The sequence below is a fragment of the Mesorhizobium sp. P2_D6 genome, assembly GCF_056404315.1.
In genome coordinates this window covers 1-13864 of the sequence record NZ_JBFUEG010000030.1, presented here as the reverse complement: position 1 = coordinate 13864, position 13864 = coordinate 1, and the positions used below count along the sequence as shown (strand labels likewise).

The window sequence follows — 13864 nt, the reverse complement described above, 5'->3', positions numbered from 1 at the left end:
CGGGCCACACAATGAATGGCAGGTCAGGTTCGGCGCCGACCATTGTACTGTTTCGACGTGACCTCCGCGTTAGCGACAACGCCGCCCTTGCGGCTGCGGCCGACCGCAATGGACCTGTTCTGGCGCTCTTCATTCTTGACGAAGACATACAGCGAACTAGGCCGATGGGGGCAGCAAGCCGCTGGTGGCTACACCATTCGCTGGTCGCGCTAAGCCAGAGCCTGGAAGTTTCCGGCGTGAAGCTTGTTTTTGCTCGGGGCAGAACACGAGATGTCGTCGCCACGGCCATTGCGGCGAGCGGTGCGGATTGTGTGTACTGGAATCGTCGTTACCAGCCGGCTGAAGCGGCAGTAGACTCGGCGCTGAAGACGAAACTTCGCGAAGCCGGGCTGATCGCGCAAAGCTTCGATGGCGCGCTGCTCCACGAGCCCTCCCTGCTCAAGACTGGCTCAGGCGGATACTACAAAGTCTACACCCCTTTTTGGAAGGCACTGTATAACGGGAGCGCCCTACGCGATCCGATCGATGCCCCGAAATCAATCAACGGCTGGGAGGGTAAGTTCGACGGCCTGGCCCTGCACGAACTCGACCTCCTTCCCAAAACGCTTGATTGGGCGGAAGGGCTTGCAGATCGATGGACCCCTGGCGAAGCCGGCGCTCGGCAACGACTGCAAGCCTTCAACAATGAGGATTTGGCTGACTACGAAAACCGACGCGATATACCCTCCATTCGGGGCACCTCGCGCCTCTCACCCCATTTAGCGTTCGGCGAAGTCACGCCAGTTCAAATATTCGCCGCACTGCAGCGATCGGACAAGGCTGGCGCGACGCAATTCCGCAAGGAAATCGGCTGGCGAGAATTCTCCTATCATCTTCTATTTCACAATCCTCACCTGCACGAGCACAGCTTCCGCCCCGAATTCCAGGGCTTCACGTGGCGCCGCGACCGCGGAGCGACAAAGGCCTGGCAGACCGGGATGACGGGTTACCCGATCGTAGATGCAGGCATGCGCGAACTTTGGCGAACTGGGTGGATGCACAACCGCGTGCGCATGATCACCGCCTCCTTTCTTATCAAGGATCTGATGATTGACTGGCGGGAAGGGGAGAGATGGTTCTGGGACACTCTTGTCGACGCGGACCCGGTGAACAATCCCGCAAGTTGGCAGTGGATAGCCGGATCAGGTGCAGATGCCGCACCCTTCTTTCGAATCTTCAATCCTGTCCTTCAGGGCGAAAAGTTCGACCCGCATGGTGACTATGTGCGGCGCTACGTTCCGGAGATCGCTGGCTTGCCCGACCGCTACATTCACCGGCCGTGGGAGGCGCCAGCTGCCTTGCTAGCACACGCGGAAATAGAGCTCGGCAAGACTTATCCAAATCCGATCATTGATCATGGCGCCGCACGAGACCGAGCATTGAACCTTTATCAGTCCATAAAAGACAGGGCTAAGGTATCGAGTGCAAAGGAAACAGCTTTATGATCCGATATACGGTCGCCTATGCAACCACCCTGGTCGCCTTCCTTGCCATTGACGCAGTCTGGCTAACCACGATGTCGCAGCGCCTCTACCGGCGCTATCTCGCGGACATATTGGTGGACGACGTCAATCTCGCGCCGGCCGCTCTGTTTTACCTCATCTACATCGGGGGGATTATCGTCTTTGCTACGGCGCCCGCCTTCTCGACCGGCAAGTGGACGACCGCGGCAGCCTATGGCGCGCTCTATGGGTTCTTCGCCTACGCGACCTACGATCTTACCAACCAGGCGACCGTACGCGGCTGGCCGACAATCATCACGGTGGCCGATATCTGCTGGGGTTCCCTGCTCAGCGCGGTGGCGGCGGTTGTTGGCTTTCTGCTGACCCGCTACTTTCTGCGCGGCGACTGACGTCGTCGCCGCTCAGACGTTGCAAGGCGCCCGACAAAAGCAAACCGACAAAGACGATCAATGTCGCGGCGCTCAAGGCGTTGAGCCCCACCATGCCACTATTGTCGGCAGCGCTATAGTCGGCCAGTGGCTGACCGAATACGCGCTCAGGTATGAAGTAGGCTGCAGCGCAGAGCGCAATGACAGCGAGCCCGATTGGCCGTTCGGAAGGCCTGAACAAGGCAGCGCCGATCAAAGCGCAAGGAACGAGGAATATCTCGACCCCCGACCCGATACCGAACGCCTTGGTGCTGAGGACGCCATTGGCGATGCCTGTCAGCGGCAGCATGAGGCGCCCGGCGAGCGGATATTGCCTGGCGACTGCTGGAACGGCGATAAAGAAGGGCGTCGACAGAAAAGTGAGAAATGACGGCGCGACCTTATCGGCGCCGACCACCGCCCATAGATAAAGTGGGTAGAAGGGCTGATTCCAGGCGACAACCAGCGCAATCCAGTTAGCGGCGGCCGTCAGCGGATCGTCATGCGCGGCATAGGCGGTGATCCGCCGCCAAAGGCGCGCGAAGGCCGGCATGTCAGCCGGCCGGCCGGAGCAGGTAGTGGCTAACGCCCCACTCTTTACCCGTGGCATGGCCGAACAGGCCTTCGGTGGCGAGGTAGAACAGCCGCCAGCGCCGACGCCAGAGCGACGCATCAGCGCCATAGACAGCCGAAAGAATGGCGTCGATCTGGCTGCGGTTGTTGTCGAAGCGCGCGAGCCAGTGCCGGGCGGTGCGTGCGTATTGCAGGCCGCTCCACCGCCATTCGCGCTCGATCGAGAAGCAATCCGAGAATTGGCTGATAAGGTTGTGGCTCGGCATGATGCCACCGGTGAAGAAGTGTTGAGCAATCCAGTCGGCCTCATCGCGATGGTCGAAGCGGTAAGGGCTATGGCGATGGTTGAAGATGTGGACGAACAGCCGGCCCTCGGGCTGGAGCCAGGTTCGGATACGAGCGAGCAGGTCGAGCCAGTTAGACATGTGCTCGAACATTTCAACCGATACCACGCGGTCGAACCGCGCCGTCGGCTGGAATTCGTTCATGTCGGCGGTGATGACCTCGATATTGCGCAGCCCGAGTGCTGCTGCCTCCGCCTGAATGTAAAGTCGCTGCGGAGTCGAATTCGACACCGCCACGATTCTGGCCGACGGAAAACGCTGCCCCATGAACAGCGTCAGCGAACCCCAGCCGCAGCCGAGTTCGAGGATCGACTGACCATCGCGAAGCCCTGCGTGGTCAACGGTCTGCTCCAGCGCGGCGATCTCCGCCTCGGCCAATGTCTCGCTCCCCGTGGGATATAGGCAGCAGGAATATTTGCGGCGGGGACCAAGCGTCAGCGCGAAAAACTCCGGTGGTAACTCGTAGTGCTGGTCATTCGCGGCTGCCGTGTGCTCGGCTATTGAACGGCCGGCCATGTCTTTGGCAAAGCGCCCGTCGTCGACTGAGGGTCCCGCCGCCAGCCGCCGCCGTGTCCGACCGACGAGAACCTCGATGCCGTAGCGGGTGGCGGAGTCTGGCAACGGGGCGCGCTCGACAGCGCGGATTGCGGATGCGATCAGGCTCACCTTCATCTCCTTCAATGGGCGGCAGTCGCCTTTGGTAGGCTTGGCCAAAACGCATTGACACGCGCCTGGTAGCGCCGAAATTGCTCGCCACGCGAGCGCAACATATGGGCCTCAAGCGGCGGGATGCCCGATACATTGACAAGCAGCCAGTACATCAGGACTGGGCCGGCCAGCGTGATCCATCCCCATGCATAGTGACCTGAAGGGTCGATGCCGATCACCACATAGGCGAGCCATGCCAGCCATTCGAAGAAATAGTTGGGGTGGCGCGACAGGCGCCAAAGGCCCACATCGCAGACCCGGCTTTTGTTGGCGGGGGCCGCCCGGAAAGCCGTCAACTGGCGGTCGGCCGTCGCCTCGCCGCCAACCGCCAGCAACATTAGCGTGACACCGGCCCAATCATTTGAACCGAAGGCGAAGGCGGGATTGTGGGCAGCACCCACGATCGACAACACAAGCAGGAAAGCAGCCGCGGCCTGGACCTGCAGAAACCAAAACAGCCTGGCTCGGAAGCTGGAGCCCCATTGTTCCTTGAGCTGGCGGTAGCGCGGATCGTCTTGGCTGCTGCGTGCTGTCCGGTTGGCGATGTGGAGGGCTAGCCTCAGCGACCAAGCCAGCGCCAGAATGGCAACCAACCATTGCCGGTGCACCGAACTGTCACTGGGTGAAACGAAAAGTGCCGCCCAAGCACCGAAGATGCCCACGGCGAATGACCAGATCGCGTCGATCCACCCGGACCGACCCGTTCTCAGAGCAACGTACCACGCCACCACCATGATCACCGAAAGACCGATAGCAACAAGGAAGAGGGGGGTAGCGACGCTCATGGAACGTCTCAACCGCCAAGCAAAGGCTGGATCCATCGTCCAAAGAAGCCTCGCAGCCTCATCTGCCCCTCGAGGGCGGCGATGCATATGCACTCCCCGCTCTCGTCGACGACCGGCTGATGCTGAACCTCATCGTCAGCCTCATCCAGGTCGCCCGGACCGTAGCGGCCACGCGCGTCGTAAAGCGAGCCCTTCAGCACTTGAGTGTATTCGTAGCCGGAATGGGTATGCTCCGGCATCCTGCGCCCGGCCGCCACCTTCAGCAGCATGACATTTGCGCCAGCATCTTGCGGAACCGTCACCCGGCTCCAGCGCACACCAGGACCGATCCAGCGCCATGGGCCAATGCCGCATCCATCCAGAGCATCGGGCAGGCGGATGCCGAGATCGGCGCGCGCGGGTCTTGAATGCTCCTCGCGCCATTCGCCGTCCACCTCGATCCTCGCCAGCTGCCGGTCCAAGGCATCTAAGCTCATCGCTTGCGGTTCTATCTCATCAAGGAACAAGCCGCCTGTTGCTTCGAACTGCGCAATTCGTTCGGCACAGGCCGGGCAACCGCCGATATGGACCGCCACGACAATTCGCGGCCCTGCCTCCAGGGAGCCACTGGCTTGGCGGAGCAACGTCTCGTCGCTTGGATGATGATTGATCATTTGAGGTCGTCCAGGATCAGGCGAAGGCGGCTGAGAGCCAGCCGCACGCGGGATTTAACGGTACCCAGCGGGATGCGAAGCTGGCTCGCTATTTCCGATTGAGGTTTGTCGCCGAAGAAGGACAGCCGCAGAATATCGGCCTGTTCAGGAGACAACAGGGCAACAGCAGAGCGCACGCGTTCGTCGCGCTCTGCCGCCATCACCGCCGCCTCACCCGAAACCGGGCTATCGGGCTCGTCCGAGGGATCGAAGGCGCTGACAACGGCCGCAGGCCGGCTTTCCCGGCGCAGCCGATCGATCCGAACGTTGCGGCCGATCGTGAATATCCACGTCGAGACCCCGGCACGCGCTGGATCGAAGTACGAGGCCTTCTTCCAGACCAGCAGCATGGTTTCCTGAGCGATGTCCTCGGCGATGGAAACCGCCATGCCGGAGCGCATCATAAAGGCTTTCAGTCGGGGCGCGTAGAAACCAAAGAGTATGGCAAAGGCTGCACGATCGCGTCCTTCCGCTACCGCGGCGAGCAGACGCCTGGCTTCCTCAGCCGATAGCGGCCCCGTCTCAGAGCGCATGGTCATCGCCTTTTCAATCCTTGTGAGATCGAAACTACGCGAAACCGTGCCGGCAATGAACCCGTATCCCGATGCATCCATGCGCCCTGATACGCGCTCTGAGGGCGTTCGGATCACAAACCTCCGCGGCTTTCCGCGCAACTGTGATCCATGCCGCCAGCGGCCGCGTAGAAGTTGAAGTTAGGATAGGAGGGCATCCCCTTCCACTGGAAACTGGAGCGTGCGTATGACGGCAGCGGGCAAACGCCTGGTCACGGATCGTCCGATGGACATAGCGGTCGTTGGCAGTGGGATATCCGGACTGTCGGCGGCATGGCTGCTTTCGCAGCGCCACAACGTATCGCTGTTCGAGGCAGATACCCGGCTCGGCGGCCACAGCAATACTGTCAATTCCGGCGGAACCCAGGTGGACACCGGATTCATCGTCTACAATGAGGTAACCTATCCCAATCTGACGGCTCTTTTTGCCCATATAGGTGTGCGCACCAAGCCATCCGAGATGTCCTTTGCGGTTTCGCTGGACGGCGGCCGCCTGGAATATTCGGGGACCGGGTTGGGCGGTCTTCTTGCACATCCCGGCAACGTCACACGCCTACGGTTCTGGCAGATGCTTAGGGAGTTGCTTCGATTCTATCGCGAAGCGCCCTACGACATCTCACGGATCGGCGAGAGCAGCCTTGCCGAGTATCTGGATGCCAGAGGTTATGGTGCAGCATTTCGCGAGGACCACCTGTACCCGATGGCAGCCGCGATCTGGTCGACGCCGGCGGCTGAAGTCGGGAACTACCCGGCCGCCGCCTTCATCCGGTTCTGCGACAATCACGGCTTGCTGAAGTTTGCCGGCCGTCCGATGTGGCGGACGGTTGATGGCGGCAGTCGCAATTACGTCGAGAATTTGGCTGGTCGATTTACCGGCCGGATATTCCTGGGGCGTCGCGTGCGTTGCATTGCGCGGAACTCGGGAGCGGTATGGCTCACCGATATTGACGGCGTCGAGCAATGCTTCGACCAGGTGGTGGTAGCGACCCATGCCAACCAGGCGCTGGCCATGCTTCCCGACGCGAGCCATGAGGAGAAGCAGTTGCTAAGTAGCTTTGGCTACAGTCGAAACGAGGCCGTGCTGCACTCGGATCCCCGTCTCATGCCGCGCAGGAAGCGGGCCTGGTCGAGCTGGAATTACCTTGCCGATACACGCGGTGAAACCCGCCAGCTCTCGGTCACATACTGGATGAACAGGCTGCAGTCCCTGCCTGACCAACTGCCGCTGTTTGTCACGCTCAACCCCGCTATGGAACCCGAGGCTCGCGCGGTAAAACATAGCGTGACCTACGAGCACCCGGCATTCGACACCACCGCTATGCGCGCCCAGAAGAAACTTTGGTCGCTCCAAGGGGTCCGCAACACCTGGTTCTGCGGCGCCTATTTCGGTGCCGGTTTTCACGAGGACGGACTGCAGTCCGGCCTTGCCGTGGCCGAGGCGCTGGGTGGCATACGGCGCCCTTGGGATGTGGTCGACGAATCGGGCAGGATCCACCTTTCGGCAGCCGTTGAGCGGCCAGATCTGGCAGCCGCCTGATGCCAGATGTTCAATCAGCCCTTTATACCGGCAGGGTCATGCACCAGCGCCTGAAACCGCGCCGGCACAGGCTGTCCTACCGTATGTTCTTTCTGCTGCTTGACCTTGATGAGATCGACAGTCTAGCTGCAAGGCTATGGCTCTTCTCGCGCAACCGGTTCAATTTTTTGAGCTTTGCCGACCGGGACCACGGCGACGGTTCCGGCGGCGCGCTCAAGGCCTATGTCGAGCGCCAACTGAACATGGCCGGAATCGAGATCGACGGCGGTGCTGTGCGGCTTCTGTCGATGCCGCGGATGCTGGGCTATGCCTTTAATCCGCTCAGCGTCTATTTCTGCTACCGCCGGCAGGGCGATCTCGCCGCCATCCTCTATGAGGTGAACAATACGTTTGGGCAGCGCCACACGTATCTCATCCCTGTCGAGGATTGCGAACGCCAAGGCGTGGTCGAGCAGCATTGTGTCAAGCGCTTCTATGTCTCGCCCTTCATTGGCATGGGCATTCAATATCGCTTCCGGATCGGCCTGCCCGATGAGGCCGTGTCGCTTCACATAACCGGCAGCGACGGTCAGGGACCTCTGATCGTCGCCAGTTTCTCGGGCAAGCGGCATCCGCTCAGCGACGCGAGCCTGGCGGCTACCTTCTTGGCTTACCCTCTTCTGACGCTGAAGGTCATCATCGGCATTCACTGGGAGGCGTTGCTTCTCTGGGCAAAGGGAATGCGCCCGCACGAGCGCTCGCATCCCCCGCACCAGCCCGTCACACTTGTCGCCGTGGAGAGGCGGGGGAGATCGGAGCAGATCCCATCGAGCACAGAAAAGCCAAATGTGCATGGCCGACTTCCCCGAGCCGGTCGACCTTGGAGGGCGATGGGCCATAAAGCCGGGTAGATGGACATTGCTTCGATCATCGGACTCGCCTGCTTCATTGCCGCCTGTTTCCTCGCGGCGCTCATGGGCGCGTTGTTTCGCCCCGGCGAATGGTACGAGCGACTGAAGAAGCCGTCGTGGAGGCCCCCGAACAGGCTTTTCGCGCCGGTGTGGACCGTCCTCTATCTGATGATAGCGGTTGCCGGGTGGATGATCTGGCGGAAGGCCGGCTTCGCCGGCGCCGGCTTGCCCGTGGCGGTCTATGCATTGCAGCTCATTCTCAACGCCGCGTGGTCGCCGCTCTTCTTCGGTCTGCACCGCCCCGATCTCGGCTTCGTTGATATCGTTCTGGTCTGGATTTCCATCATCGCGACCATCATGCTTTTCTACCCTATCCACTTTGTCGCCGCGCTGCTGCTCGTGCCTTACCTTGTGTGGGTTACGTTCGCCACTGCGCTGAATTTCGCCGTGTGGCGTCTGAATTCGGTTGCGTCGCCGCCAGCATAACCGGGCGTCGAAGATATCGCGCCACCCACCCCCGCCGACTACCCACCCGTTCACCACAAGCTGGTGCCCGGCGCTCTTTTGAAAGGGCCGACATCGGAAGAGATTCACCCACCGTAAGCCTCGTGCACCGCTTGCCCGTACGAATCCACACATAATCTAACGCCAGCGGATACTCCGCCCGGAAGGTGTGACGATGAAGTCGAGTTCACGGGTCGTAACGGCGCCAAATCTTCCCGACATCCCCTAGCGCTGATGGTCACATTCAAGCGTTCACGGATGACCTACGAAGAGAATGAACAAGAGGTTCAATCTTCGACCCGGCTCTCGCTCTTTTGGCGTTGGCGGGCTGCGAGACTACCGCATCGATCGACACCTGGGATCGAACCTCTGACAGCATAAATGTTTCGAGATGTGCGACCTCTGTTACCAAACGACAGTTTTGGTGCAACCTTGCAGATACAAATGTGGATCATTTAACAGGCCGTTGAGCGGCTGCGTTGGCGTAGCCCGAGACACCGAAAGCTCTACAGGAGAAGAACATGTCAGTGTTTGAAACGGTCGCGCGCTATGGGGCGGCCATCAAAAACGCCCGTGAAGCACGAAAGTCCGAACGCGTTCTGAACAGCCTGCCGATGGAAATTCAAAAGGACATTGGCTGGCCCGTTACGCCGCGCCTGAAAAGGCTCTCATCCGACAGCTGAGGCCGGTTCTCTGAGCGAAGCCAGGCGAATTCCACGCCCACTCCCATGCTGCGTACAACACGTCCGTGGGAAGACAATGCGTCCGCTGAAAAGTCGGACCCTCATTTATCAACAGGAGTACGACATATGACCAAACACACGGAAACCGTTACGAATGGTGTCAACGTAGCCGCCCTGCTTGGCGCCCGCGAGGCGCTGAAGGATGCCCCCGAGGGTGGCGCGCGACGAGTGAGTGGGTCAAGGGAACCCACAACCGAGCTACCGTGGACGGATTCTTCGGCCTGGGCGCAGAACAGAAGCATCGCCAGACCTACAAGTTCGAGTCCGATCATCCGGAAATCTTTGCGTCCGAGGACAAGGGTGCGACACCCGTCGAGTTTGTGCTGGTCGGCCTGGCCGGCTGCCTGACCGCGGGCATCGCGGCTGTCGCGCAGAACCGCAATATCCAGCTCAACTCGGTCAAGGCGACGCTCGAAGCCGGTATGAATATCCAGGGCATCCTCGGCATCGATCCGGACGTGCGCAACGGCTTCGACGGCATCAAGGTGCACTACGACATCGACGCGGACGCCAGCGCGGAAGACATCGCCGCTCTCGTCGCGCAATCGCAGAAGCGCTCGGCCGTCTTCGACGTGATCACCAACCCGACCGATGTAACGGTCACCTCAAGCAAAGCCTGATGAGCGAAAGCGCATCGCGCGGGATCGCCGGCACCGTTGACGTCGTCGTCATCGGCGCCGGTCACTCAGGCCTGGCGATCAGCTATCTGCTGGGCCAGCGCTCGCTCAGGCATGTGGTTCTCGAGCGAGGCGAGGTCGCGAATAGCTGGCGCACGGAACGCTGGGATTCGCTGCGCTTGCTCACGCCCAACTGGATGGCGCGGCTCCCCGACTACCCATACCAGGGCGACGACCCGGACGGCTACATGAGCGCCGGCCAGGTCGCCGATTTCATTTCCGATTACGCCACATACACATCAGCACCGGTTCTAACGCGCACCGCAGTCAACAGAGTTGCGCAGAGCAGCCACGGCTTTCGGGTGGAAACCCAAAATGGGGGCTGGCTGTGCCGAGCCGTGGTGCTCGCCACGGGTGCCTTCAACAAGCCGGTTGTTCCGCGACTGGCCGAGGCCATTCCAGCCGCCATCGAACAGCTCTCGGCTCACTCCTACCGCAATCCCGGGCAGCTTGTCCCTGGCGGGGTGCTGGTGGTTGGGGCATCAGCGACAGGGCTGCAATTGGCGCAGGAGATCCAGCTTAGCGGCCGGCCTGTCACGCTCGCGGTGGGCGAACACGTCCGGCTGCCGCGCGTCTATCGAGGTCGCGATATTCAATGGTGGATGCTTGCAACGGGCGTGCTTGACCAGCGCATCGAAGAGGCAGACGACCCCGACCGCGCCCGAAGAGTACCGTCGCCGCAGCTTGTCGGCGCATCAGACCGGACCACGCTCGACCTCAATGTCCTGCAGGGGCAAGGCGTTAAAATCGTCGGACGCCTGATGGGCATTCGCGACGCAACAGCCCAGTTTTCAGGAACGCTTCGCAACGTCTGCGCGCTTGCCGACCTGAAGATGAACCGGCTGCTCGCATCGATCGACGAATGGGCAGAGGCGAATCCACCGTCCGGCGTCGGTCCCATCGAGCGTTTTGCCCCCACTGCAATCGACGCGGCGCCGCAACTAAAACTCAAACTCGGCGAAGACGTTCGCACGGTGCTATGGGCTACCGGTTTTCGGCCGGATTTTTCATGGCTGGATTTGCCGATCTTCGATCGCAAGGGCGACCTGAAGCACGATCGAGGCGTTGCTGACGTTCCAGGGGTCTACGTGTTGGGTCTCCCATATTTACGTCGCCGGAAATCGAGCTTCATTCACGGCGCCGAGGACGACGCGCGGGAACTAACCGCGCATCTGACCGACTACGTCGAACGGTCAACGAGCCAATCAGAGTTGCGTTTCGATTTCCCGCGCAAGCGCGGTTCCAATTTAACGGCGTCGGCGCGGACGCACCTTTGATCGCCGTCCAAATACCCGACTCCCCAAGGACATCAAGATGTACATCAAACCAGCCTATTCCCATTACGACGCCATCGTAGTCGGCGCTCGCTGCGCAGGTGCTTCGACCGCCATGCTGCTCGCACGAGCCGGTCTGCGAGTCCTTGCGGTAGACCGCAAGGCCTATGGGTCGGACACGCTCTCGACGCACGCGTTGATGCGTCCGGCTGTTCTCCAGCTGTCCCGCTGGGGCCTGCTGCAAAGGCTGCTGGACGCCGGCACGCCGCTGATAACCGCGACCACCTTCCACTACGGCGATGAGCAAATCACCATACCCCTGCGCGCGAGTCAGCAGCTGCGTGGCCTGATAGCTCCTAGGCGCACGCTGCTGGATAGGACGCTGGTCGATGCCGCGCGCGAGGCCGGCGCCGAGGTATTGCACGACACGGTTGTTGCGGATCTCGTCAGCGGCGCTGATGCCAGGATGCGCGGCGTTAAGATAGTCACTTCTGAAGGGACGCCTCATACCGTCACAGCCGACATCGTAGTTGGCGCCGACGGGATTGGCTCGCTGGTGGCGAAGCGCTCTGGAGCCCAGACGCTGCGGCGCGGCCGAGTCTCGGCTGCCCATCTGTATGCCTACGTCCCGGCCGAGCCGGAGAGCAGCTATCATTGGTATTTTCGGGAGGGTGTGAGCGGCTCGTTCATCCCGACAAATGACGGCCTTGCCTGCATTGTAGCCTCGGTACCGACAGAACATTTCGACGAACGCTTTCGGGGCGGCCACGAAGACGCCCGGATGGCTGTCCTGCGGTCACTTTCTCCTGCGCTGGCCGCCCAGGCCGAGAAGGCCCACGGCGATAGTTTGAGCGACGGTCGTATACGTGTGTTCCGCGGCGTGCCGGGCTTCCTACGCCAGGTGTATGGTCCGGGCTGGGCGCTGGTCGGTGATGCCGGGTTCTTCCGAGACCCGATCACCTCGCATGGCATTTCGGATGCTTTGCGAGACAGCGAAAGCCTGGCGCGTGCGGTCCTCGACGGATCGGCTCAAGCTTTCGCATCCTATCAACGCGAACGGGACGTTATCGCCGAGCAGATCCTCAAGGCCACCGACGCAATAGCCTCGTTCGACTGGACGCTCAGCGACATCGAGGCCAGGCATCGGCAGTTCAGCAGTGTGATGAAAGCCGAATTCGAGCGGATCGTAGAACGGGAGATGCAAGCCCGACGTTCCCCGTGGCCTTGGTGGCAGCAACGCGCCGAAGCCCTTCGTTCTGCTTAGGTGAACCACGCCTGGATGCTGACGCAGCCGGGCTGATCCACGAAAATCAACCGGATGGAGATACATCGATGAGTGCACAGGCGAAGGACGGATGGATTGGCATCGTCAAGGGTCGGCCGCAAGTGGGCGATTTTGCCGAACGCTCGCGACGCACACGCCTGGAAGACATCCATGCTTTCACCGAAATGACCGGCGACCGTAACCCGCTGCACTACGACAAGGCGCTCGCCGAGGCATCTGTCTTCGGCAAGCTGATCGTTCAGGGCGGCGTCACCTCCGGCATCCTCAATGCAGTTGTGGCCGAGGACCTTCCTGGCCCTGGCACCGTCTTCCTCGAGGTCGCCTGGAAATTCGTCAAGGCGGTTGGAGTCGACGAGATGATCACCGGCCGAGTCGAGATCAAGGAAGTACGTCCCGACAAGCCGATCTGCAAGATCGAGACCTCAGTACGCAACGAGGCCGGCGAAGTCTGTCTAACCGGCACTGCGACGGTGTTCACCGTGCCGCTGGCTCGCGGCTAGGTGGTTGATCATGGCGCGCCAACTGAGTTCTGATAGCGCGCCCGAGGCCGTTATTGTCGAGGATAGGCATCGCTGGAGCGTGCTGGGCATACTCTGCCTCGCAGTGGTGTTGTCGCTGACCACCTGGTTTTCAGCGACCGCGATCACTCCCGAGCTGAAGGCGGTGTGGCATCTCTCGGGCCCGATCGAGGCATGGCTGACCAATGGCGTGCAGATCGGCTTCGTTGCCGGCGCGCTTATCTCGAGCCTCGTCAATCTACCTGATGTCGTCAGGCTGAACCGGCTGATGGCGGTTTCCGCACTGCTTGCCGCCGCCGCCAATGCTTGCCTGCTGCTGCAGCCCGGCCCGGTCGTCATCGTCGCTGCCCGCATCCTAACCGGCGTTGCGTTGGCCGGTGTCTATCCGCCCGCGCTGAAGCTGGTCTCGACCTGGTTCATACGAGGCAGGGGACTGGCGCTCGGCGCCGTCATCGGTGCGTTGACACTGGGTTCGGCGCTGCCGCATCTGTTTCGGGCCCTCACCGGTTCGCTCGACTGGCAATCGGTAATGCTTGCCGCAAGCGCCGCGACGCTCATCGGATCCACGATATTCTGGTTCTTCGCTAGCGAAGGGCCATATCCATTCGGCAAGGCGATCTTCGATCCGCGCCAGATAGGCGCAATTTTCGGGGACCGGCCATTGCTGTTGGTCAATATCGGTTATCTCGGCCACATGTGGGAACTCTATGCCATGTGGACATGGTTGCTCACATATGCCCGGTCTGCGCTCGAAGTGCAGGGGCAACCGTCGCCGGCTTTTGCATCACTGCTGACGTTCTGCGCCATAGCGGCGGGTGTCGCCGGCTGCCTGCTTGGCGGCGTGTTGTCTGTG

16 protein-coding genes are annotated in these 13864 nt (G+C 61.2%); 11 read left to right on the top strand and 5 right to left on the bottom strand.

The features are described from left to right. Window positions 1–11 precede the first annotated feature (11 nt). The gene (locus AC1D1L_RS31730) at window positions 12–1484 is read left to right on the top strand and encodes a cryptochrome/photolyase family protein (RefSeq protein ID WP_477345378.1); all 1473 of its coding nucleotides are present in this window, start codon (window positions 12–14) and stop codon (window positions 1482–1484) included. Beyond that, window positions 1481–1891 (top strand): DUF2177 family protein, encoded by a 411-nt coding sequence (locus AC1D1L_RS31725; protein ID WP_477345376.1) that lies wholly within the window; start codon window positions 1481–1483, stop codon window positions 1889–1891. Before AC1D1L_RS31730 ends, AC1D1L_RS31725 begins: the two co-directional genes overlap by 4 nt. Here the strand turns inward: AC1D1L_RS31725 and AC1D1L_RS31720 are convergent. Genes AC1D1L_RS31720 through AC1D1L_RS31700 form a run of 5 tightly spaced genes read right to left on the bottom strand, consistent with a single transcriptional unit; the run spans window position 1830 to window position 5625 of the window. Further along, a complete protein-coding gene (locus tag AC1D1L_RS31720) occupies window positions 1830–2462 on the bottom strand; it encodes a hypothetical protein (protein ID WP_477345374.1) in 633 nt (210 codons plus the stop codon). The two genes, AC1D1L_RS31725 and AC1D1L_RS31720, sit on opposite strands and share 62 nt — an antisense overlap. Before the next feature lies 1 nt (window position 2463). After that, on the bottom strand, window positions 2464–3492 hold the full coding sequence (locus tag AC1D1L_RS31715) for an SAM-dependent methyltransferase (RefSeq protein ID WP_477345372.1): 1029 nt from the start codon (window positions 3490–3492) through the stop codon (window positions 2464–2466). 11 nt (window positions 3493–3503) lie between these two features. Next, on the bottom strand, window positions 3504–4319 hold the full coding sequence (locus AC1D1L_RS31710) for a DUF1295 domain-containing protein (RefSeq protein WP_477345370.1): 816 nt from the start codon (window positions 4317–4319) through the stop codon (window positions 3504–3506). A gap of 8 nt (window positions 4320–4327) precedes the next feature. After that, the gene (locus tag AC1D1L_RS31705) at window positions 4328–4972 is read right to left on the bottom strand and encodes a ChrR family anti-sigma-E factor (protein WP_477345368.1); all 645 of its coding nucleotides are present in this window, start codon (window positions 4970–4972) and stop codon (window positions 4328–4330) included. Beyond that, window positions 4969–5625, bottom strand: a complete 657-nt coding sequence (locus AC1D1L_RS31700) for a sigma-70 family RNA polymerase sigma factor (RefSeq protein WP_477345366.1) — start codon at window positions 5623–5625, stop codon at window positions 4969–4971. Before AC1D1L_RS31700 ends, AC1D1L_RS31705 begins: the two co-directional genes overlap by 4 nt. Window positions 5626–5770: 145 nt before the next feature. Between AC1D1L_RS31700 and AC1D1L_RS31695 the strand changes: the two genes are divergently transcribed. From AC1D1L_RS31695 to AC1D1L_RS31655, 9 genes are all read left to right on the top strand, one after another. Next, on the top strand, window positions 5771–7120 hold the full coding sequence (locus AC1D1L_RS31695; protein ID WP_477345364.1) for an NAD(P)/FAD-dependent oxidoreductase: 1350 nt from the start codon (window positions 5771–5773) through the stop codon (window positions 7118–7120). Continuing rightward, complete coding sequence (locus tag AC1D1L_RS31690) at window positions 7117–8010, top strand: DUF1365 domain-containing protein (RefSeq protein ID WP_477345417.1); 894 nt, start codon at window positions 7117–7119, stop codon at window positions 8008–8010. The genes AC1D1L_RS31695 and AC1D1L_RS31690 overlap by 4 nt, the downstream gene beginning before the upstream one ends. After that, the gene (locus tag AC1D1L_RS31685; protein WP_477345362.1) at window positions 8011–8496 is read left to right on the top strand and encodes a TspO/MBR family protein; all 486 of its coding nucleotides are present in this window, start codon (window positions 8011–8013) and stop codon (window positions 8494–8496) included. It abuts the gene before it with no gap. Window positions 8497–9035: 539 nt separating this feature from the next. Next, a complete protein-coding gene (locus tag AC1D1L_RS31680) occupies window positions 9036–9197 on the top strand; it encodes a hypothetical protein (protein WP_477345360.1) in 162 nt (53 codons plus the stop codon). 263 nt (window positions 9198–9460) lie between these two features. After that, entirely contained in the window at window positions 9461–9877 is a 417-nt protein-coding gene (locus AC1D1L_RS31675; protein ID WP_477345358.1) for an OsmC family protein, read from the top strand. Continuing rightward, complete coding sequence (locus AC1D1L_RS31670; protein WP_477345356.1) at window positions 9877–11211, top strand: NAD(P)-binding domain-containing protein; 1335 nt, start codon at window positions 9877–9879, stop codon at window positions 11209–11211. Before AC1D1L_RS31675 ends, AC1D1L_RS31670 begins: the two co-directional genes overlap by 1 nt. Window positions 11212–11248: 37 nt before the next feature. After that, window positions 11249–12472, top strand: coding sequence for an FAD-dependent monooxygenase (locus tag AC1D1L_RS31665; protein ID WP_477345354.1), 1224 nt, complete (start codon window positions 11249–11251; stop codon window positions 12470–12472). Between the two features lie 68 nt (window positions 12473–12540). Further along, entirely contained in the window at window positions 12541–12993 is a 453-nt protein-coding gene (locus AC1D1L_RS31660; protein WP_477345352.1) for a MaoC family dehydratase, read from the top strand. A 10-nt stretch (window positions 12994–13003) separates the two neighbouring features. Then, on the top strand, window positions 13004–13864 hold an 861-nt coding region (locus AC1D1L_RS31655; protein WP_477345350.1), incomplete at its 3' end, for an MFS transporter.

Bases quoted from the DNA above. Each gene is read 5' to 3' on its own strand.
- AC1D1L_RS31730 (WP_477345378.1), top strand. From the start codon at position 12: ATGAATGGCAGGTCAGGTTCGGCGCCGACCATTGTACTGTTTCGACGT.
- AC1D1L_RS31725 (WP_477345376.1), top strand. From the start codon at position 1,481: ATGATCCGATATACGGTCGCCTATGCAACCACCCTGGTCGCCTTCCTT.
- AC1D1L_RS31720 (WP_477345374.1), bottom strand. From the start codon at position 2,462: ATGCCGGCCTTCGCGCGCCTTTGGCGGCGGATCACCGCCTATGCCGCG.
- AC1D1L_RS31710 (WP_477345370.1), bottom strand. From the start codon at position 4,319: ATGAGCGTCGCTACCCCCCTCTTCCTTGTTGCTATCGGTCTTTCGGTG.
- AC1D1L_RS31705 (WP_477345368.1), bottom strand. From the start codon at position 4,972: ATGATCAATCATCATCCAAGCGACGAGACGTTGCTCCGCCAAGCCAGT.
- AC1D1L_RS31700 (WP_477345366.1), bottom strand. From the start codon at position 5,625: ATGGATGCATCGGGATACGGGTTCATTGCCGGCACGGTTTCGCGTAGT.
- AC1D1L_RS31695 (WP_477345364.1), top strand. From the start codon at position 5,771: ATGACGGCAGCGGGCAAACGCCTGGTCACGGATCGTCCGATGGACATA.
- AC1D1L_RS31685 (WP_477345362.1), top strand. From the start codon at position 8,011: ATGGACATTGCTTCGATCATCGGACTCGCCTGCTTCATTGCCGCCTGT.
- AC1D1L_RS31680 (WP_477345360.1), top strand. From the start codon at position 9,036: ATGTCAGTGTTTGAAACGGTCGCGCGCTATGGGGCGGCCATCAAAAAC.
- AC1D1L_RS31670 (WP_477345356.1), top strand. From the start codon at position 9,877: ATGAGCGAAAGCGCATCGCGCGGGATCGCCGGCACCGTTGACGTCGTC.
- AC1D1L_RS31665 (WP_477345354.1), top strand. From the start codon at position 11,249: ATGTACATCAAACCAGCCTATTCCCATTACGACGCCATCGTAGTCGGC.
- AC1D1L_RS31660 (WP_477345352.1), top strand. From the start codon at position 12,541: ATGAGTGCACAGGCGAAGGACGGATGGATTGGCATCGTCAAGGGTCGG.